The organism is Bacillus sp. sid0103 (assembly GCF_019219025.1).
In genome coordinates this window covers 177,498-198,092 of the sequence record NZ_JAHUWN010000005.1, presented here as the reverse complement: position 1 = coordinate 198,092, position 20,595 = coordinate 177,498, and the positions used below count along the sequence as shown (strand labels likewise).

The 20,595-nt window shown below is 44.3% G+C and carries 22 protein-coding genes; 1 reads left to right on the top strand and 21 read right to left on the bottom strand.

Annotation, left to right across the window (positions count from 1 at the left end):
* Positions 1-17: 17 nt before the first annotated feature.
* The 10 genes from KW850_RS07965 to spoIIR all read right to left on the bottom strand — a co-directional run bounded on the left by KW850_RS07965 (position 18) and on the right by spoIIR (position 9,011).
* On the bottom strand, positions 18-1,037 hold the full coding sequence (locus KW850_RS07965; RefSeq protein ID WP_218347030.1) for a nuclease-related domain-containing protein: 1,020 nt from the start codon (positions 1,035-1,037) through the stop codon (positions 18-20).
* A 448-nt stretch (positions 1,038-1,485) separates the two neighbouring features.
* Positions 1,486-2,115, bottom strand: a complete 630-nt coding sequence (gene upp / locus KW850_RS07960) for a uracil phosphoribosyltransferase (protein ID WP_218347029.1) — start codon at positions 2,113-2,115, stop codon at positions 1,486-1,488.
* Between the two features lie 152 nt (positions 2,116-2,267).
* Positions 2,268-3,509, bottom strand: a complete 1,242-nt coding sequence (gene glyA, locus KW850_RS07955) for a serine hydroxymethyltransferase (protein ID WP_218347028.1) — start codon at positions 3,507-3,509, stop codon at positions 2,268-2,270.
* Positions 3,510-3,793: 284 nt separating this feature from the next.
* Positions 3,794-4,360, bottom strand: coding sequence for a TIGR01440 family protein (locus KW850_RS07950; protein WP_218347027.1), 567 nt, complete (start codon positions 4,358-4,360; stop codon positions 3,794-3,796).
* A 46-nt stretch (positions 4,361-4,406) separates the two neighbouring features.
* Entirely contained in the window at positions 4,407-4,853 is a 447-nt protein-coding gene (gene rpiB / locus KW850_RS07945; RefSeq protein ID WP_218347026.1) for a ribose 5-phosphate isomerase B, read from the bottom strand.
* 173 nt (positions 4,854-5,026) lie between these two features.
* Positions 5,027-5,464: a low molecular weight protein arginine phosphatase gene (locus KW850_RS07940; protein WP_218347025.1), complete on the bottom strand. Its 438-nt coding sequence runs from the start codon at positions 5,462-5,464 to the stop codon at positions 5,027-5,029.
* Between the two features lie 81 nt (positions 5,465-5,545).
* Positions 5,546-6,103, bottom strand: a complete 558-nt coding sequence (locus KW850_RS07935; protein WP_218347024.1) for a manganese efflux pump MntP — start codon at positions 6,101-6,103, stop codon at positions 5,546-5,548.
* 185 nt (positions 6,104-6,288) lie between these two features.
* On the bottom strand, positions 6,289-7,332 hold the full coding sequence (locus tag KW850_RS07930; RefSeq protein ID WP_218347023.1) for an L-threonylcarbamoyladenylate synthase: 1,044 nt from the start codon (positions 7,330-7,332) through the stop codon (positions 6,289-6,291).
* Positions 7,333-7,516: 184 nt separating this feature from the next.
* A complete protein-coding gene (locus KW850_RS07925; RefSeq protein WP_218347022.1) occupies positions 7,517-7,963 on the bottom strand; it encodes a GNAT family N-acetyltransferase in 447 nt (148 codons plus the stop codon).
* A gap of 130 nt (positions 7,964-8,093) precedes the next feature.
* Positions 8,094-9,011, bottom strand: coding sequence for a stage II sporulation protein R (gene spoIIR / locus KW850_RS07920; protein ID WP_218347021.1), 918 nt, complete (start codon positions 9,009-9,011; stop codon positions 8,094-8,096).
* Between the two features lie 191 nt (positions 9,012-9,202).
* Here spoIIR and KW850_RS07915 point away from each other — a divergent pair, with 191 nt between their 5' ends.
* Positions 9,203-9,610 (top strand): hypothetical protein, encoded by a 408-nt coding sequence (locus tag KW850_RS07915; RefSeq protein WP_218347020.1) that lies wholly within the window; start codon positions 9,203-9,205, stop codon positions 9,608-9,610.
* A 126-nt stretch (positions 9,611-9,736) separates the two neighbouring features.
* Here the strand turns inward: KW850_RS07915 and prmC are convergent, their stop codons facing one another.
* The 11 genes from prmC to KW850_RS07860 form a co-directional block, all read right to left on the bottom strand.
* A complete protein-coding gene (gene prmC, locus KW850_RS07910; protein ID WP_218347019.1) occupies positions 9,737-10,687 on the bottom strand; it encodes a peptide chain release factor N(5)-glutamine methyltransferase in 951 nt (316 codons plus the stop codon).
* Complete coding sequence (gene prfA / locus KW850_RS07905) at positions 10,680-11,753, bottom strand: peptide chain release factor 1 (protein ID WP_218347018.1); 1,074 nt, start codon at positions 11,751-11,753, stop codon at positions 10,680-10,682. The genes prmC and prfA overlap by 8 nt, the downstream gene beginning before the upstream one ends.
* A gap of 176 nt (positions 11,754-11,929) precedes the next feature.
* Positions 11,930-13,444, bottom strand: coding sequence for a DHA2 family efflux MFS transporter permease subunit (locus KW850_RS07900; protein ID WP_218347017.1), 1,515 nt, complete (start codon positions 13,442-13,444; stop codon positions 11,930-11,932).
* Positions 13,445-13,469: 25 nt separating this feature from the next.
* A complete protein-coding gene (locus KW850_RS07895; RefSeq protein ID WP_218347016.1) occupies positions 13,470-14,090 on the bottom strand; it encodes a TetR/AcrR family transcriptional regulator in 621 nt (206 codons plus the stop codon).
* Positions 14,091-14,227: 137 nt separating this feature from the next.
* Positions 14,228-14,734 carry a hypothetical protein gene (locus KW850_RS07890; protein ID WP_218347015.1) on the bottom strand — a complete coding sequence of 169 codons (507 nt, stop codon included), beginning with the start codon at positions 14,732-14,734 and terminating at the stop codon, positions 14,228-14,230.
* A gap of 146 nt (positions 14,735-14,880) precedes the next feature.
* Positions 14,881-15,075, bottom strand: a complete 195-nt coding sequence (locus KW850_RS07885; protein WP_218347014.1) for a hypothetical protein — start codon at positions 15,073-15,075, stop codon at positions 14,881-14,883.
* 116 nt (positions 15,076-15,191) lie between these two features.
* Positions 15,192-15,809 carry a thymidine kinase gene (locus tag KW850_RS07880; protein WP_218347103.1) on the bottom strand — a complete coding sequence of 206 codons (618 nt, stop codon included), beginning with the start codon at positions 15,807-15,809 and terminating at the stop codon, positions 15,192-15,194.
* Positions 15,810-15,917: 108 nt separating this feature from the next.
* Complete coding sequence (gene rpmE / locus KW850_RS07875; protein ID WP_144551679.1) at positions 15,918-16,133, bottom strand: 50S ribosomal protein L31; 216 nt, start codon at positions 16,131-16,133, stop codon at positions 15,918-15,920.
* 338 nt (positions 16,134-16,471) lie between these two features.
* On the bottom strand, positions 16,472-17,737 hold the full coding sequence (gene rho, locus KW850_RS07870) for a transcription termination factor Rho (RefSeq protein ID WP_218347013.1): 1,266 nt from the start codon (positions 17,735-17,737) through the stop codon (positions 16,472-16,474).
* 309 nt (positions 17,738-18,046) lie between these two features.
* Entirely contained in the window at positions 18,047-19,009 is a 963-nt protein-coding gene (glpX, locus tag KW850_RS07865; protein WP_218347012.1) for a class II fructose-bisphosphatase, read from the bottom strand.
* Positions 19,010-19,306: 297 nt separating this feature from the next.
* Positions 19,307-20,593, bottom strand: coding sequence for a UDP-N-acetylglucosamine 1-carboxyvinyltransferase (locus KW850_RS07860; RefSeq protein ID WP_218347011.1), 1,287 nt, complete (start codon positions 20,591-20,593; stop codon positions 19,307-19,309).
* Between the last annotated feature and the right edge of the window lie 2 nt (positions 20,594-20,595).

The window sequence follows — 20,595 nt, the reverse complement described above, 5'->3', positions numbered from 1 at the left end:
TTTGGTTTATCCACCAATTATCTCGTGGGAACTGTGTATGCGTTAATTTCCTTTTCATTGAGTGGGCACAGAAGCTGGTTTTTCGGAAGGGTGTAGATTGTCCCTCGTCTGGATCCTGACGACGAGAGGTTGAGCGACCGCAGTTGATTCCCCGCAACAAAAGTGGAGTTAATCTGTAAAAATTCAGCAAACTGCTTCCTAGCAATCGTCGGTCCCAATAGGAGGAAATAATCATCGACCGATTGAAAAAAGGCAGTTTTGGAAGATAGCCCACAATTGGGGCAGTGCCACTTTGCTGAGTAATATGACATCGTACCAATCTGGCACTTAGGGCAGATCGCCCCTGTGATAATATCATCTTTGGATAATTTGTACGTTTGGAGAATATCAGGAATAGGAGTTTGATGGTGGTCTAAAAGGAGGTTGACTAATTGAGCAAGTTTCCTTTTACTAATGGCAGGTTTTTGATGCTTACCTTCCATCTCTTCAATTTTATCCAAGAGAGATTCCGCATAGATTAAATCATTAAAAATTTGTAAGTTGTCAGGCGTTGTTTCCACTTTCGTCGTGGATTTACTAATGACGGCCATTTTTTCAATTGGTAATCCTAGCATCTGCTTGTTTCTCAACCAATTAACCAATTGCATTTTCTGCCGTTTTACCTGAAGGATGGGGTTTGATATGCCTTCTTCTTCATGATTGAATTCTTTCGTTACATGATTGGATTCCTTGTGAAACGTCAATTTTTTCGATAGATTTTTGACTTCTGACATGAAGAGAAACCGTAATGAAAGAATCACTAAATCGATTTGGAATGGTTTCTTGTCAGTTAACCTCAGGCCATGAAAAATGTAATATTGCTCTTCGGGCAAAAGCGAAAGATAGTAGCTACATTCCTTCTCGCCGTAGTATCCCTTCAACCACGATCTTAAATCACGCTCGATTGTCGGCCTGATTGGATGATTTTTCGGCAATCTGCGCAGCAGCGCCATACATTGATATGCTTGAATGGGTAATTGTAATTCTAAAACGACCATCATTTCACCTCATATTATAGTTTCAGTGGTAATTTCTATTAAAAAAGGTGATTTCCTGCTTAAAAATTAAGGACAAATTTTGAATTTTAACATTTTGTGTTCAAATTTTGGGTTTGCATGATATTTCTTTGTTCTTTATTTAGTGTAATTTTGTTCCTGTTAAAGTTTTGTGCGAATTCTTGGTTGCTTTGTGCAAATTTGGGCAGGTTTTGTGCGGATTTTATTAGTTTTGTACGAAATCTAAAGGGTTTTGTGCCATTTTTAAATGGTTTTGTGCAATTAAACATTTTTTTCCAAAAACCAAGCAGTTTTTTAGAAAAATAAACCGCGGTCCACATCCAATTTTCCAAAAAACTAAGAATGTTTAAAAACCAAATTACCCTTTTTATTAAACCCATCAAACCAACAAAAAAAGCCGAGACATGCTCGACTTTTTTCAAAAAGGATCTTATTTCGTACCAAACAACCGGTCCCCAGCATCCCCTAGTCCTGGAACGATGTAGCCGTGGTCATTTAATTTCTCATCTAATGCCGCGATGTAGATATCCACATCTGGGTGGGCTTCCTTAACAGCTTCCACGCCTTCTGGTGCTGCGATTAGACACATAAATTTGATATGTTTCGCGCCGCGCTTCTTCAGGGAACGAATCGCTTCAACCGCTGAACCGCCCGTTGCCAGCATTGGGTCAACCACGATGAAATCGCGCTCTTCCACATCACTTGGCAGCTTAATATAATATTCGACCGGCATTAAGGTTTCAGGATCGCGGTATAGACCGATATGGCCCACTTTCGCCGCTGGGATTAATTTTAAAATACCGTCAACCATTCCGATTCCTGCCCGTAAAATTGGCACGACACCGATTTTCTTACCGGATAATACCTTTGATTTCGCTGGGCAGACAGGTGTTTCGATATCAATATCCTCAAGCGACAGATCTCTAGTGATTTCAAAGGCCATTAGTGTGGCAACTTCATCGACAAGCTCACGGAATTCCTTTGTTCCTGTGTTTTTATCACGTATGTACGTTAGTTTATGTTGAATTAATGGGTGGTCGAACACGAATACCTTGGCCACAATCATCGCCCCTTTTTTTATTATTACAAACACTCCGTCTCATTTTACAGAAAAATAATTCAATGAGCAAATAGAAAACAGCCTTTTCAACTAGTTAGATTTTTCAAAAAAAACCGGCCCACTATCACTAGTTAGGCCGATTTTTTCGCTGTTTAATATTCTGGATAAAGGGTAAATTTGCTTGTTAAAGCATCGACGCGTTTTTGCGCTTCCTCAAGCTTCGCTGCATCTTCATGGTTTTTCAAGGTAAACGCAATAATGGATGCAATCTCGTCCATATCCGCTTCACCAAAGCCGCGGCTTGTAACGGCCGCTGTACCGATGCGGATTCCGCTTGTCACGAATGGACTTTGCGGATCAAATGGAATCGTATTTTTGTTCACTGTGATGCCAATTTCATCAAGGACTTTTTCTGCAACCTTGCCTGTCAGGCCAAGGGACTGCACATCCAGTAATAACAAGTGGTTGTCGGTACCGCCTGAAACCAACTTCAAGCCTTCTTGTTGGAGACTGTCAGCTAAACGCTTGGCATTGGCAATAATTTGACCGGCATATTCTTTAAAGCTGTCCTGCAGGGCTTCGCCAAAAGCAACGGCTTTAGCAGCGATGACATGCATCAGTGGACCGCCTTGAATTCCAGGGAAGATCGATTTATCGATTTTCTTGCCAAATTCCTCTTTGCAAAGGATCATCCCGCCACGTGGGCCGCGCAATGTTTTATGTGTTGTTGTGGTTACGAAATCTGCGTATGGAACAGGGTTTTGGTGCAATCCTGCGGCAACAAGGCCGGCGATGTGCGCCATATCCACCATTAAGTACGCACCGACTTCATCGGCAATCTCACGGAACTTCGCAAAATCGATCGCGCGCGGATAGGCACTAGCCCCAGCAACAATCATCTTTGGCTTATGTTCAAGCGCTTTGGCACGGACATCATCATAATTGATGCGGTGAGTGGTTTCGTCCACGCCATATTCCACAAAGTTATATTGGACTCCACTGAAGTTAACCGGGCTGCCGTGTGTTAAGTGGCCGCCGTGGGATAAGTTCATCCCTAGTACAGTATCGCCTTGCTCAAGAACTGTGAAGTACACTGCCATATTGGCCTGTGCACCTGAGTGAGGCTGCACGTTCACATATTCCGCACCGAAAATTTCCTTCGCGCGGTTGCGGGCTAAGTCTTCGACCACATCGACATATTCACAGCCGCCATAATAGCGTCGGCCAGGATAGCCTTCTGCATATTTGTTCGTTAACACAGAGCCTTGTGCTTCCATGACTGCTTCGCTAACAAAGTTTTCTGAGGCAATTAATTCAATCTTAGAACGCTGACGACCTAATTCTTTTTGAATCGCTTGAAAAACTTGTTCATCCGCTTGCGGCAAATGCTTCATGACAAAAAATCCCCCTTATATGTAAGTGACTACTATTCATCATTTTCGAAAATTCTTTTTTATTTTAGCATGAAACACCCTCAAATTAAAAGGGAAACATTTTTCGTATTTTAATTATTTTTTTTACTCAAATTGAGTGTTTCCATATATTTAAACTTTATTTTCCGAACGAAAATCTTTTTAATCACAATAACGTTCGTGTTTTTAACGAGACTTCATTTAATCCATCATAATTTACCAAATTATATAAAAACTTTAATGATGGTGCCTGACACCCATGTCTTTTAAGAGCAGCTCGAGTTTTCTTGATTCCGCTCGTATACGGCTCTTGCTCCGCCGATCAGTTTGGGGCGGACCTTGGCGAGGGTGACGTGGGCTTGTCCGATGCTTTTTTGCGTCACGCGGACGGGTACGGCGACATGTTTTAGATGCATACCAATCAGGGTATTGCCAATGTCGATTCCAGCATCTGCCTTGACGAACTCCACCACGACTGCATCTTCTAACGCTTGAAAGGCATAGGTTGCCATTGCCCCGCCAGCTTTACGGACCGGGACAACCGAAACCTCATCGAAGCGCTTCGCATCAGCTACCTCGCGTTCGACGACCAAGGCCCGATTTAAATGCTCGCAGCACTGGAACGCCAAATCAATACCCGTGTCTGCTTGAAGTTTTTTCAAGCCGCGAAAAATCATTTCGGCGACTTCGACTGTCCCGGAGGTCCCGATTCGCTCCCCAATCACTTCACTGGTGCTGCAGCCGATCACGAGCAACTGCCCCTGTTTCAACGCTGCCTGTTCTTTAAATTCTGTTAAAATTGCTTCCAGCTCTTTTTCACACTCTTGAATCATAAGCCTTACCCTCCCCTAACAGATTTCCCGTTCCACCATTGTAGAATTAAAGGTGCTTATCCTCGTATTCACCGATCTTTCCAACTCGGCCCGCATGGCGGCCGCCTTCAAATTCACCTGTCAGCCAGATTTGGGCAATATCACGGGCAAGACCAGGGCCAATGACTCGTTCACCCATCGCTAACATATTGGAATCATTATGGGCGCGCGTTGCTTTGGCGCTAAATGTATCATGAACCAAGGCACAGCGGATCCCTTTTACTTTGTTGGCCGCAATGCTCATGCCGATGCCAGTCCCACAAATCAGGATGCCGCGGTCAAACTCGCCCTTCGCTACTTTTTCAGCGACAGGCAGTGCATAATCCGGATAATCGACAGATGTTTCGCACTCACAGCCAAAATCTTGATATTCAATCCCAAGCTCTTCAAGTAGGCTGGCAATTTCTTTGCGAAGATTAATCCCGCCATGGTCTGATGCTAATGCTACTTTCATGAAAAACCCTCCTGTTATTCATTTTTTTATACGGTTTGGCCCCAGCACCCACTCATCGACGATCGGGTGCATCCGCTCTCCTGATTCATTTTGACATACCGTTACCAAAATATAAAGAATGAAACCCAAAATATAAGCTCCCTTTCAGAAGAAAGAGAGCATTCCACTAACTATTACTTTAGTTTTCCAATTGCTTTGTCAATTAATGCATTTAGTTCCCGGAAGGTTTGTTCATACATGGCCAAGGATCCGCCGTAAGGATCGACCACATCGGAATGGAAGCCTTCCCCACTATATTCCTTTAGGGTAAACACCTTTTCACCCATATCCGGGTATTGTTGAAGAATCGCCATCTTGTGCGAGGACGTCATCGTGAGGATGAGGTCCGCCCATGCGACTTCGTCACGGGTTAACAAGCTAGATCGGTGATTATGTGCGATCCCATTGTCATCGAGAACCTTTTTTGCATGTGCGGATGCCTCACTGCCGGTCGCTGCATAGATGCCTGCCGACCTCACTTCGACCCTATCCAGCTGTTTATTTTTCAAAATCGCTTCGGCCATCGGACTCCTGCATGTATTTCCTGTGCATACAAACAAAATGCGCTGCAATGTGTGTGCCTCCTCCTTGCAAGTTCTTATGTAAAAACTAACTGACTTTATTTTACCATAGGTATGCCACGGATTTCTCCCTTACAAGAATGGGGCGAGGAGCTTTAATCCGAAGGCAAGGAGAATCGCGCCGCCTAGCGCTTCACTATAAGACCCCATCCAGCCCTGCATCTTTCGGCCCAGCAATAGTCCAAACCATGTTAGCACGGTTGCCATGATGCCAAAACAGATGATCACCATAATCGTTTTCGCCCCGTAAATACCTAAGGTCAGTCCGACCGAAAAACTATCTAGACTTACGCTCAAAGCAAAAAGCACCAGGCCAAAGCCAACTGGGGAAATGACCTTCTCGTCCCCTTTTTTAAGGGTTGACCAAATCATTTGCACACCTAGCATAATCAGCAGAAAACCACCGATAAATGTCGCAAACGTTCCAAACTTCTCTGATAGAAATTTCCCCGTAATTAAACCCAAAAGCGGCATCCACACATGGAATAAGCCGATCGTGATCCCGATATTAAATATTTTCTTAAGCCGAAGTTTGTACATTCCCATGCCAAGTCCGACTGAAAATGCATCCATCCCTAGTGCAAACGCCATTAACATCAAAGTTACTAATTCGCTAATCATTTCAGACATTCGGACTCCGCCTCCTTGGACTAACTACCCTAGCATATGCACGTCCAAACTATTTTAGAAGTCATGTTGAAGAACTGGAATCCACCCACCTAATTCCAAAGGTTGTTACAATTTGGGGGAGCTGCACCTGGTGCCTGACACTAAAAAAACCACCAGTCCCCTTTTAAAAAGGGGGAGTCTGGTGGTTATTCTGTAATCAGTTTATTTCCCGCCGCCTTTTGAAGGCGGTTCATGATGGCATTTCCAACACCCGCGTTCGGAAAGATTTCACTATAAATCACATCAACTTGTTCGAGATTAAATTTTCGTAATGTATCATAAAGCGCAGCAGCTACCGTCTCCAGCTCCGCCCGTTTCCCGCACGTGAGCACTACATCCGCCTTGAACAGTTCAGCATTCTCTTCCGTCGTCAGTACCCCGACCCTCAATCCCTCCTGCCTCTTTTCATCAACCAAGCCCTGGAGGAATTTTGTGGTGCCTGACACCATATAAAGCGGTGCATTGGGAGCGTAATGGCGGTATTTCATGCCCGGTGCTTTCGGCCGTGCTGCCTCATCGGTTAACGCCGCATCGACCTGAACTTCGCCCACAACCGACACAAGCTGCTCTTTCGTTACCCCACCTGGCCGTAAGATAACCGGAATTGCCTCCGTGCAATCGATCACCGTTGATTCGACCCCAATTCCTGTCTGCCCACCGTCAATCACACCAGCAATTTTCCCATTTAAGTCGTCCAAAACATGGTCGGCATTTGTTGGACTCGGTTTGCCCGAGCTGTTCGCACTCGGGGCAGCGATTGGCAATCCACAGCTTTTCAACAGCGCCAGTGCAACAGGGTGATCCGGCATCCTCACCGCAACCGTCGCCAAGCCTGCCGTCGCAGTTTCAGAAAGAACGCCTTCCTTCTTTTTAAAAATAATCGTCAGCGGTCCCGGCCAAAAAGCTTCGATTAACTGTTCCGCCTTCTCAGGAATTTCTTCCACAAACATGGCCAGCTGACTTTTTTCTGCAATGTGGATAATCAGTGGATTATCACTCGGCCGGCCCTTCGCCGCAAAAATCTTCTTCACTGCCGCATCGCTTTTCGCATTCCCGCCAAGGCCATACACCGTCTCCGTTGGCAATGCGACCACTTCGTTATCCCGCAAAAAATTCGCTGCATCCACAACTTGTGGATTATTTTCAAGTTTATCCACATACTTATCCACTTTCCAGACTTTCGTGTTCATAGTTATCCACCTTTATCTCAAACGAGTCTATTAGCGAAATTTGGCGAATTTAGTCACCTAGACTCATATTTTTCACTTAATACGTTTGAAAGTATAAAAGAAGGTGGGCATAAATACAAGTGTTATCCACAAATTGTGCACAACTTCCTTAAAAAAGTGGATAACTTTGTGGATATATCCACAATTATAGTGAAAATTTCAAAAATAACGAGTTATCCACATTTAAAACGTGTCGAATATGTTCTGAGTGATAAAATTCGCTAGGTAATTCCTCCCGCTCGACTCTCTGAAAGCCCATTAATTCAAAAAACGGTAAGGCTACGCTCTTATTTGTTGCCAAAAACAAACCTTTCATCCCTTTTTCTTTCGCTAATTGCACCATTTGATCAAAAAGAACGAAGATTTCCTTCTCAGCTTGTCCAGGTGTGACCACAAGGGAGCGCAATAGCCCGAACTCCGTGAACGCCTCCATCCCAAGCGTACCCTTTAAAGTCCCATCCTCATTCTCTAGCAATAAAAAATAGTCAACCGTCTCATCCGTTAATCCATCCGTTCCCAGTTTCGCTCGCGTTAAAAACTCTCGTAAATTGCCCAAATCTTCTTTTTTAGCCCTGCGAATCAATGCCTGCATCCCATCCACCTCTTTTTAAGATTCTACTCTATGAATATGGATGAGCTAGAAAAAATAGAACCGCTAGAATCGGAAATCTAGTAAATTTTATTCCTAAAACGAAAAAACCAGCTCCACGCTTGGATCTGGTCTAGTTAAACATCTTTTCCCACATTTCTACCACGAAAAACTTCACTTCTACCGGCTTTTCATCTTCGGCAGTATACACAGGCGCCTCGTTTTGAGCCACAGTCACCGGCACTTCCTCTTCTATTTCTAACTCATTGAAAACAGGGCCTTCTTTTTCAATCAGCCTTTCCGTCTTCTTCTCTACTTCCTTCTTCTCTACTTCTTTCTTCGCTTTCACAGTTTCATGCTTCACTGCGACTTCTTCTTGTGCGGTTGCCGCAGCCGCTTTATCCTCAGACTTATCCTCAACCTTTACCTCTTTTACTCCATCATCCGCCAGACCCGTTTCCTTTTTCACCTTTTCAACCTTGTCTTTCTGCTTTTCCGTACTCACCGTTTTCGCCTTCGCCTTCTTCTCTTCAAATCCATCACTCACGGCAACACCATTTGAAAAATCAAGAAAGCATAATGGTGGATAAAGCACACACCACCAGTTCGCACCTTCGCCTGAACCTAATGTAATCAAGATGGCTTGATACTCTCCGGCCGGATATAAATATTGACCATATAATTTCGTTGGAAACTGAACCTTGCCAAATTCGACCTTCACCGATTGAGTCGACCCTTGCTCACGGACAACTCTTTCCGAAATCGCTTGAATTTCAGGAAGCTTTGAATTGATAACAGTTCTTGCTTTTTCCATTGACGTTAAATCCTGTACCCAAACTGTAATCTGTGCATTAACCGCATCGCGCACTTTCCGCTTAATCGCTTGATCCTTTTCAAAATCACTATTCGCAAGAATCCGGAGCCGAATCGCTTCCCCTGGAATCACAATCGATTCCTTCGCAGCTGCTTCCGTCTTCGGCATATATAAACTCAACATCGTTCCTAACGATAAAACGATTAGATATCCCCAAACCACAAGTTTACTTTTCAATTCGAGCACCGTCCCTTCGATATCTTCATTTTGGACAAAATGCCAGAATCTTAAACTATTAAAATTTGATATTTTTCAAAGATTTGCGGTGAATGCCCTTCCATATAAAAGGGAACAATCTAATTATATGTAAAATAAGAGAACAGTCTTTGTTTTTTATAATCAATCTCATGAAAATGGAGCGCCAAAAAATGAATCAGCCCAATTCCAAAAACGTAGATTTAAACGTCATTTGTGTTGACGATTGCGGAAACGCCCCCAAAAAAGCCCATCTTAAAGAATTTAACATCGCCTTTGTCCAGAACGATCTCAATTATCTAGCTGACAACATCACTGACGATTTCGACTGGAATATCATCGGTCAACATCAGATTCAAGGCAAAGACAAGGTCCTTGCAGTCCTGAAGCAAAACCAGAATAATCAAGTAACCGAACTTGAGATCAGCACCATCATCACCCATGGCTATCATGGGTCTGTTAACGGCACCTTACTAATGGAAAATAAGCAGAAATATGCGTTCTGTAACGTATACACCTTCGCCAGTTCACGTAATAACGCCAAAATAAAAGAGCTGTCTTCTTATCTAATTGAAGCATAAAAAAACGCTCAGAGCTAATCCGCCTCTGAGCGTTTCTATTGATATTCTTTAACACTTCCGCGTTTTTTATACGAGCGGCAACTCGGGCATAAGCCAAAGCTTATAACCAGAGCTTAAAACTAGAATTTAAGCCCCGAAACCAATCTCCGCAAACACCATCCGGTCCCTGCCATTAATATCATTAACAATCTCCACCTTGGCATTTGCAAACGCCTTTCGGAAAAGCTCCGCTACCGCTTCGCCCTGACCGGCCCCAATCTCGAACCCAACCAGCGCGCGCTTTTCTAGTACACGTGGCAGCTCAACCATAAAACGGCGGTAAAAATCCAAACCGTCCGCGCCCGCAAACAATGCCCGGTGCGGCTCATGCTCCGTCACAACCTCCGACATCGTCGAGATATCCTCAAGCGGAATATAAGGCGGATTGGAAAGAATCACATCAAACCGGGACCCGCTCTCCATAAACGGCCCCAGCAAATCCCCCTGCAGGAACTCCACCTCCGCCCCAAGCCGTGCCGCATTCTCCCGCGCCACAGCCAACGACGCCTCCGCAATATCAGTGCCTGACACCATTAGCACTGGCCTCATAGGACTATTGGTGCCTGACACCATTTCCACTGCCTTCATAGTGCCATCGGTGCCTGACACCATAAGTTCCGTCTCTTCTAACTTCATTGTAATGGCGATGGCGCCGCTGCCGGTTCCGATGTCGGCCAGCTTGATGACTGGTTTCTCCGTGCTAAACAGCCGTTTGATCCGTTGGAGGGCGCCGTAGACGAGTTCTTCTGTTTCGGGTCTTGGAATCAGCACTTCTTCATTGACGAGAAACGGCCGCCCGTAAAACTCTTCCTCCCCAATAATATACTGGACCGGGACACCCTCTACATGGTCAAAAACCGCTTTTTCAAAGTCCTCCCACACACCTAGAGCTAACTCATCACGCATATTCGCAAATAATTGCGCGCGCGACATCCCGGTGAAATGGCGCAGCAAAAGTTCGCCTGCATTCGCATCCCGATTCGCTGGACCTAAAAAAGAAGAAGCCCATTGAAGAGCTTCAAATACTTTTTTACTCATTAGAGGCACTATCCAGCCTGCGCGCTTGATCATCCATAATCAGCGCATCGATGATATCATCGAGCTTGCCTTCCAAAATTTGATCGAGTTTTTGAATCGTCAAGCCAATACGGTGGTCTGTCACCCGGTTTTGCGGGAAGTTGTAGGTACGAATCCGCTCCGAACGGTCACCCGTCCCTACCGCCGATTTACGCACAGAATCATACTCCGCCTGCGCTTCCTGCTGATACTTATCATAAATACGGGCCCGTAATACCTTCATCGCTTTATCTTTGTTCTTATGCTGCGATTTCTCATCTTGAATCGAAACCACTATCCCCGTTGGAATATGCGTTAACCGCACCGCTGACATCGTCGTGTTAACGGACTGACCGCCGGCGCCACTAGAAGCAAACGCATCAAAACGAATATCTTTATCATTGATTTCCACTTCTAATTCTTCCGCTTCCGGCAAACAAACAACCGTCGCTGTTGACGTATGAATCCGGCCGCTTGATTCTGTTTCTGGAACACGCTGCACACGGTGCGCGCCATTCTCATACTTCAATTTCGAATAAGCACCCTGGCCATTAATCATAAAGCTGATTTCCTTGTAACCGCCAAGACCAGTTGGGCTCGCATCAAGAAGATCAATCTTCCAGCCTTGCGCTTCTGCATAACGGCTGTACATGCGGTATAAATTCCCCGCAAACAATGCCGCCTCGTCCCCGCCTGCTGCACCGCGGATTTCAAAGATAACGTTTTTGTCATCATTCGGATCCTTCGGAATTAAGAGAATCTTCATCTTCGCTTCCAAGTCAACGATCTGCGCTTCCAGTTCGTTAACTTCTTCCTTCACCATTTCACGCATTTCAGCATCCAGTTTCTCATCCAACATCACTTTCGCATCCTGAAGCTGCGCGCGTGCTTCTTTATATTCACGATACGTTTGTACTGTTTCTTGTATATCAGATTGTTCTTTTGAATATTCACGTAATTTTTTTGAATCATTAATAATTTCTGGGTCGCTCAAAAGTTCATTCAACTTCTCATAGCGATCTTCCACCGATTGAAGACGATCAAACACAGTCTATTCACCTCAATTTTTTGTCCATAACATTCTAATTATAGTATAGGTGAAAACAACCGTCAAAACCAAATTCCTGGGGGAAATTTTTTTGCAGGAGATTTTTGGATAAAATCGCCTCTTTAAAAAGCTTTTTCCATTAGCGGGATCACCTTATCGATGATCCCACCTTTTATTTATTGAATTGATGCAGGCTTCATCTGTGTGTTCCCCTGCTGCTCTAACTTACTAACCACTTCTTCACTAGTATCCACTCGTTTAACGAATAACGCTAATACGAGAGCAACAACATTGATGGCAAGGGCTACATAGAATGAATACTGAATACCAGCCAACAACGCTTGCTTTGTTAATAATGCAGTTGAAGCTTCTGTCAGTGTTGTTGGATCAACACCAGCCATTAAGCTTGTCGCTTCTGTTTTTGTCACCGAATTCATGATCGTAACAAGAATAGCGGTACCAATCGAACCAGACACTTGCTGAGCTGTATTGTTAACAGCTGTACCGTGTGGATTTAAACGTGTTGGCAACTGATTTAATCCGTTGGTCATGATTGGCATCATCACCATTGACATACCAAACATTCTCAACGTGTAAACAAGAATAATATAAGTGTGAGTAGAATCGATTTGTAAGTTTGCTAGCATGTAAGTGGATACTGCTGTGACCACAAGTCCGGCTACTGCGAGAATACGCGGACCCATTTTATCAAATAATTTGCCTGTAACAGGCATCATAAGCCCCATAACAATCGCACCAGGTAACATCATTAAACCTGAATCAAGTGGTGAAATACCACGTACGCTTTGCACATACGCTGGTGTTAAAATCATCCCCGAGAACATGGCCACAGCGTTTACTATCGAAATGACCGATCCAAGGGCAAACATTGGATACTTGTAAACTCGTAAATCCAATAATGGTTCTGCTAGTTTTAATTGACGAACAATGAATGCCACTAATGCGATACTACCAATAATTAACGATGTTAAGACAATGGAATCGGTCCAACCATCCGAACTCGCTGAGCTGAAACCATATAGTAACCCACCAAATCCAATACTAGATAATACAACCGAGAAGTAATCAAGTTTTACACTTTTGTTCTGTTCCATTACATTTTCAAGCTTCCAAATAGCTAACAATAAACTAAGAACTGCTAATGGTAAAATCATTTCGAAAAGAACGCGCCAGTCATAATACTCGACAATGTAACCCGATAATGTCGGTCCAATTGCTGGAGCTGTAATCATAACTAATCCAAAAATCCCCATTGCAGTACCACGTTTTTCACGCGGGAAACTTACTAACATGATGTTCATTAATAAAGGACCCATTACTGAAGAACCGGCTGCTTGAATCATCCGCCCCGTAAGTAGTACCCCGAAGTTTGGTGCAAAGGCTGCAAACGCAGTCCCTAATGTAAAAATCACCATGGAGGTAATAAATAGACTGCGATTCGAAAAGCGTGTTAGTAAAAATGCTGAAGCTGGAATGAGTATCCCACTGACCAGCATATAGCCTGTCGATAACCACTGAACCGTTGAATAATCTTTAATATTTAAATCCACCATAATCGATGGCAATGCCACATTTAATAGTGAGTTATTTAAAAATGAAACCATTGCTCCCACAAATAAGATCGCAATCATCAAATAGGGTGGTTTTCTTTGTTGTAATGATGATTCCATAGTTTTCTATCCCCTTATTCTTATTTTATTTCTCTTCTTTATAAAACCCTTTTTTTAGCAGCTCAATTTGTGCAATATAATTTTCTAAAGCTTCTTCTTCCGTCCATTCTTTTACGATCATTTGAATCAAGTTCTGAAAAGTGACAGCCGCCATAATTTTTAAAATCGAGTGTAGTTCTTGGTCATTTTTAATGTTTAACTGTTCTCTATTGATTAGGTTGATCGTAGTGACAAACTGATTTTTTTGATTTTCCTCGTAAACATGATTAGCGAAGGTGTTCTCCAATTTATAATTCATATTTAAAAAGGCATTTTTAAAAAGATTTTGGTCTTCTTGATTTTTTTGGATCTGTATCAGAAATTGATAAGACTCAATAAACGTCTCAAATAAATTCCCATTCTTTTCTTTCAGGGTTGAAATGAATCGTTCCTGATTTTTTTGGGCAAGTTGATTTACCAAGTAATAATATACATCCTCTTTATCCTCAAAATATTGATAAAAGCTCCCCCTTGGAATTCCCGCACTTTTGATAATATTTGCAATGGATGCTTCATGTAATGGCACCCTGGAAAATTCCTTTTTAGCAGCTTGAATTAATGTGTCCTGTTTTTCTTTCGGTAAGTGAAAAAACGTTTGTTTCGGCATAATTACTCTCCTATTCGCATGTGACATCATGTCATAAAATGATTATATATGACATCGTGTCACAAGTCAATAGAAAAATGACATAGTGTCATTAGTAGGTTCAACACAAAAAAACATGCCCTGATAATCAGAGCATGCTAGCGGCGATCTTCTTTCACGCGCACTTCCATTTTATAGCGTGGTAAAGCCTGAACCAGTTGTTTGTGAAGTCGTGCTTCTGCTTTAATCTTTCCCTGTTCAGACAGCATTCCTTTTTTATAAACTGAAACCCACATCCGGTCACCATTGATCCAAACGGAATCTAAAGTAAATTCATTTGAATCAGCAATAACTTGCTTGGCCTTATTGATGTCTTCACCCGTATCTTTACCGCCGCCCGTTTCAGAACCGCTCCCCGTCCGACTCAGGTTGAGAAAATTAGGATTTTGGTTGGTAATATCATCCTCGACGAGCCGCTGCTTATTTTCGCCCCGATTGGACATATTCGCTGGCGCGTTGCGGTCATTACCGCGGTTAGACATATAATTCGGTGCCGTCTGATCTTTTCGCAAGTCGTAAGCCTCTTGATTGGCTCCGCGATTATTCTGACAGCCGCTAACTAAAAACAACAGTGTTAATGAGAGAAACAGCCAAAATTTTTGCATCTTACACCTCCCATTACTATCATGCCCGAAGGCAGCTAGAACTGGACGAGTGAAATCTTTCCAAGATTTAATTTTCAGGGGTCAGCTTGGGATTCCGCCGAAACTCAGGTGGATTCCGCCGAATCTCAGGTGGATTCCGCCGAAACTCAGGTGGATTCCGCCAATCCTCGGCCGGACCCACCAAACTTAGTTTTCCCGCCAATCATCAGCCCGATTCCGCCGAAACTTATCATTATTCCGCCAAACCCATCCAGGATTCCGCCGAACTCTAAAATGATTCCGCCAAATTCCCCAATGATTCCGCCAACCCACAAAAATTCCCCACCACTAAACTTAATCAAACAAAAAAACTGCCCGAGAATTTCCTTCTCAGACAGTTTTTACAGTGTAAAGCTTATTTATGGTGTCAGGCACTCATTATGTAAACTAAACTACATCCACCCTGACCCACTTTGTATTAATTTGTTGCTTCTTGCTCGATGCTTGAACGGTATGACGCCGTTTTTGGGACTTCGTGGTGGTGGCGGCAGCGAGGCTCGTACGCTTCAGAGGCACCTACTAAGATCACTGGGTCATGGTAGGATGCTGGATGACCATCGATCAAGCGCTGCGTCCGGCTTGATGGTGAACCACATACCGAACATACCGCCTGCAGCTTCGTCACCGACTCCGCAATCGCCATCAACGCAGGCATCTGGCCAAACGGTTCGCCGCGGAAATCCATATCCAGACCCGCACAGACCACACGATGACCGCTGTCAGCCAACTGCTGTACAATCCGAACAATTCCTTCATCAAAAAACTGAACCTCATCAATCGCAATAATATCGATATCCGCCTCAATATGGTGAAGAATCTCAACCGAATGAGCAATTGGCTTCGCATGAAAAGAAGATCCATTATGGGACACGACCTGTTGATCGTGATAGCGATTATCAATTTTCGGCTTAAACACTGCAATCTTTTGTTTAGCGAATTGAGCTCGTCTGACACGGCGAATCAATTCCTCCGATTTTCCAGAAAACATACTGCCACAGATAACCTCAACCCATCCGCTCTGCTTCATTAAATACATAAAACGGCGTCTCCTTCCTAGCAAATCCTTAAAATCTATTTCAAAAAATCAATTTATTTAAATAAAAAACAGGCAAGTAAGTTGCTTCTTGCCTGTACTTTTTTACAATTATTGTTGCTGTTGAGTTTTAATGCCATATTTCTTGTTGAAACGGTCAACACGTCCGCCAGCTTCAGCGAATTTTTGACGACCAGTGTAGAATGGATGACATTCTGAACAAGTCTCAACACGAATTTCTTTTTTAACAGAACCAGTTTCAAATGTATTACCACATGCACATGACACCGTTACTGTTTTATAATTTGGATGAATTCCTGCTTTCATTCTTTTCATCTCCTTCCGCCCTGAATCTTTCGAAACAGAGTTATATAAAGTACCTGTCAAAAACAAGCACCAAAATACTTCAAACACACTGCACCCATTATAACAAGGGCAACCTATTTTTGCAAGTTGGGATTTGTTGGTTTTCTTTTTAAAAGCGCCTGTTGATTTCCGCTTCAGGCGCGTGCAGTTCGGAGAGCCTCCTCGTTGCTTAAGCGACTGCGGGATCTCCCGTGACAGCTTTTCCCACAGGAGTCTCGCGCCTTCTGCTCCAATCAGCATCTTTTTGAAAAAGGAACCTATTCAAGCCCCTGAACCAGGCTTGTCCCTGACCGAGTCAGCTACGACCGGCGTGTTTTCAGTTCTTCCCCTAATTGGGCAAAGAACTCTTCATTTGACTTAGTCTGGCGTAATTTTTTCAAGAAACGCTCCGCAAAATCTGGTGAATCGGACATTGATTTGCGAATCGCCCATAATTTATCCAAATGATCCTTCGGAATCAACAATTCTTCCTTACGAGTTCCCGAACGACGAATATCAAGCGCAGGGAAAATCCGGCGCTCTGCAAGCGAACGGTCGAGATGCAATTCCATATTACCTGTTCCTTTAAATTCCTCATAAATGACGTCATCCATCCGGGAGCCGGTATCAACCAGCGCCGTCGCAAGGATTGTCAAGCTTCCGCCCTCTTCAATATTACGAGCAGCCCCGAAGAAACGCTTCGGACGGTGGAAAGCTGCCGGGTCAATCCCCCCGGAAAGTGTCCGGCCGCTTGGCGGAATCACCAAGTTATATGCACGCGCAAGACGTGTAATACTATCCATCAAGATAACCACATCACGCTTATGTTCTACTAAACGCATCGCGCGGTCGAGCACAAGTTCCGCAACCTTAATATGGTTTTCAGGCACTTCATCAAATGTTGAACTCACAACATCACCGGCAACCGAACGCTCAATATCAGTTACTTCTTCAGGACGTTCGTCGATCAACAGCATGATTAATTCTACTTCTGGATGGTTGGTTGTAATGCTGTTGGCAATTTCTTTTAACAGCATCGTTTTACCAGCCTTTGGCGGCGCGACGATTAATCCACGCTGGCCAAAACCAACTGGTGCGATGACATCCATAATCCTTGTGGAAAGATGTTTTTGAGTCGTTTCCAAATTCATCTGGCGGTTAGGATAGAGCGGCGTGAGGCCTGGGAAGTATACTCGTTCTTTCGCTGATTCCGGGTCTTCCCCGTTGACAGCTTCTACGTGCAATAGTCCATAATAACGCTCATTTTCTTTTGGAGGTCGTACCTTACCGGAAACTTTATCCCCATTACGAAGGTCGAAGCGGCGGATTTGCGAAGCAGAAATGTAAATATCTTCTGAGCTTGGCGAGTAGTTAATTGGTCTTAAGAATCCAAAACCTTCTGATTGGATTATTTCTAAGACGCCTTCCATGAAAAAATACCCTTGCTGTTCCGCACGAGATTTCAGGATGGCAAAAATTAATTCTTTTTTGGTTAGTTTGCTGTAATAGGTTACTTTATATTCGCGTGCCAGCTCATAAAGTTCCTTCAGCTTCATATTTTCTAAACTTGAAATTGTTAATTCCATTTGTGCACCACACTTTTATTTTTTTCAATCAGATATTATTTATTAAGAGAGTTGAGGAATAAGTGATAGAAGTAGAAATGAAATGAATAGAATTGCAGAAATAATGCATAATAAAACAATTACTATTTTACCCTCTATGCAAAAAATTAATCAACTTATTTTTCTCTTTTCATTCATTGGGAATTTCTTCTTGTAGGAGTTTATCCAAATTCCTAATGGAGTGTAATAGGAGTTTTTTATTTTTAGCGAAAGATGCCATGAAGGGTGCCTGACACGCATTGGTGTCAGGCACCCTACTGGTAGCACCTTCTATTTAATTACTAGGTTAGGTTTTTTCTTTAAACTATGACGGCCTTCGACAAAGCGAACGGTGCCTGATTTGGCACGCATAACGATTGAGTGTGTTGAGCCGTAAGATCCTTTGAATTGGACCCCGCGCAGCAATTCTCCGTCTGTAACTCCGGTCGCAGCAAAAATGGCGTCATCGCCTTTGACCAGGTCTTCCATCCGAAGAACACGATTTACATCAAGTCCCATTTTAATGCAGCGTTCTAGTTCCGCATCACTTTGCGGCAGGAGTCTTCCGATGATTTCGCCGCCAAGGCATTTGAGGGCAACAGCGGACAGGACGCCTTCAGGGGCACCGCCAGAACCAAAGAGAATATCGACACCGGTATTGTCAAACGCAGTATTGATGGCACCTGCCACGTCCCCATCATTTATTAATTTGATCCGTGCGCCAGCCTCACGCAGCTGGGCAATGATTTCTTCATGGCGCGGACGATTTAAGACCGTCGCAACGACATCCTCGATATCTTTATTTTTCGCTTTGGCAACAGCCTTTAGGTTATCTAGCACAGACGCATTGATGTCAATATGGCCGACTGCTTCTGGGCCAACCGCAATTTTTTCCATATACATATCAGGAGCATGGAGAAGATTTCCATGGTCGGCAACAGCAAGCACCGCTAAGGCATTCCAGCCGCCTGATGCTAAAATATTGGTGCCTTCGAGTGGATCAACGGCAACGTCAACGCGCGGACCATAGCCTGTCCCGAGTTTTTCGCCGATATAGAGCATTGGCGCTTCATCCATTTCCCCTTCACCGATCACCACTGTTCCCTTCATTGGGACTGTGTCAAACACATCACGCATCGCCGAGGTAGCTGCACCGTCGGCCTCATCTTTTTTCCCACGGCCCATCCAACGGGCTGAAGCAAGTGCTGCTGCTTCTGTGACACGGACAAGCTCCATCGATAAACTTCTTTCCATCGTCTCCATCTCCCTTATGTTCTTTGTCTATGTCTATTTGGCTAGCTGCTGCGCCTACGGGTTAATGTACGTTGTAACCAAAGCGCTATCGTTTTTCTATGTGTCTAGATCTAGGATACGCCGCTGACCAGGCGCTTACGCTTTTCTATTTGTCTAGCTACAGCGCCCCAGCGGCTAGTGTCCTTCGCTCTTTTCCCTACGATAAGTCAACATCGGATCGCTCCGCTCTCCGTGTTTCCTTTATCTCAGTCAAAGCGCTCCAGGCCATACGCCGCTAAACGGGGCGCTTCCGCTTTTCTAGGTATTCTTCATTTGTTCGACTTCTTCTTGTGTCAGGGCTTCCCGCCAAACTGTGGCACCGAGGCCGTTTAGTTTTTCGACGAGGTCGCTGTAGCCACGGTCAATATGCTCGAGGCCGGTTACTTCGGTAATACCTTCTGCCATCAGGCCGGCAATGAAAAGCGCGGCGCCTGCCCTGAGGTCACTTGCTTTCACTTTGGCACCTTGCAGCTGAACCGGACCATTGATGATGGCCGAGCGCCCTTCGACTTTAATGTTGGCGTTCATGCGGCGCAGTTCATCAATATGTTTAAAACGGGCTCCGTATATCGTATCTGTTACGACGCTTGAGCCGGACGATTTTGTCAACAGGGTCGTAAATGGCTGCTGGAGGTCAGTCGGGAAGCCGGGATATACGAGCGTCTTGATGTCAACAGCCTTCAACTTTGTAGACCCATCGACAAACACTTGATCATCGCCTGACTCAACGCGAACGCCCATTTCTCGCAATTTGGCAATCAAGGATTCTAAATGCTGCGGGATGACGTTGTCGATTAACACGCCTTCGCCGACAGCAGCGCCTAAAATCATATACGTGCCTGCTTCAATTCGGTCCGGGATAATCGTGTGGCGGCAGCCGTGAAGCGCTTCCACACCATCGATACGAATCACGTCCGTTCCCGCTCCTTTAATTTTCGCTCCCATGCTGGTTAACAGTGTTGCAACATCAATAATTTCCGGCTCTTTCGCGGCATTTTCAATGACCGTCCGGCCTTTGGCGCGAACCGCAGCGAGCATGATATTAATCGTCGCTCCCACACTGACAACGTCAAGGTAGATACGGGCGCCGCGAAGCTCGTCCGCTCGTAAATAAATCGCACCTTGTTCATTGGTAATTTGGGCCCCAAGTGCTTCGAAGCCTTTAATGTGTTGATCAATCGGTCTTGGTCCTAAATAGCAGCCGCCAGGTAAGCCAATGACCGCCTTTTTGAAACGGCCAAGCATAGCACCCATTAAGTAATAAGAAGCACGGAGCTTTTTTACTTTCCCGTTTGGCAGGGGCATGGAAATCATGGTCGATGGGTCAACCGTCATATCATTATCGGAAAGCTGAACGTTTCCGCCGATTTCTTCAAGGAGGTCCTTCAAGATTTCAACGTCAGAAATATTCGGCAATCCCTCAATTGTCACCGGTGATTCCGCTAAAATGGTTGCAGGAATTAACGCAACAGCACTATTTTTGGCCCCGCTGATCCGAACAGTTCCCTTTAACGGATATCCACCTGCAATTTTAAGTTTTTCCATAT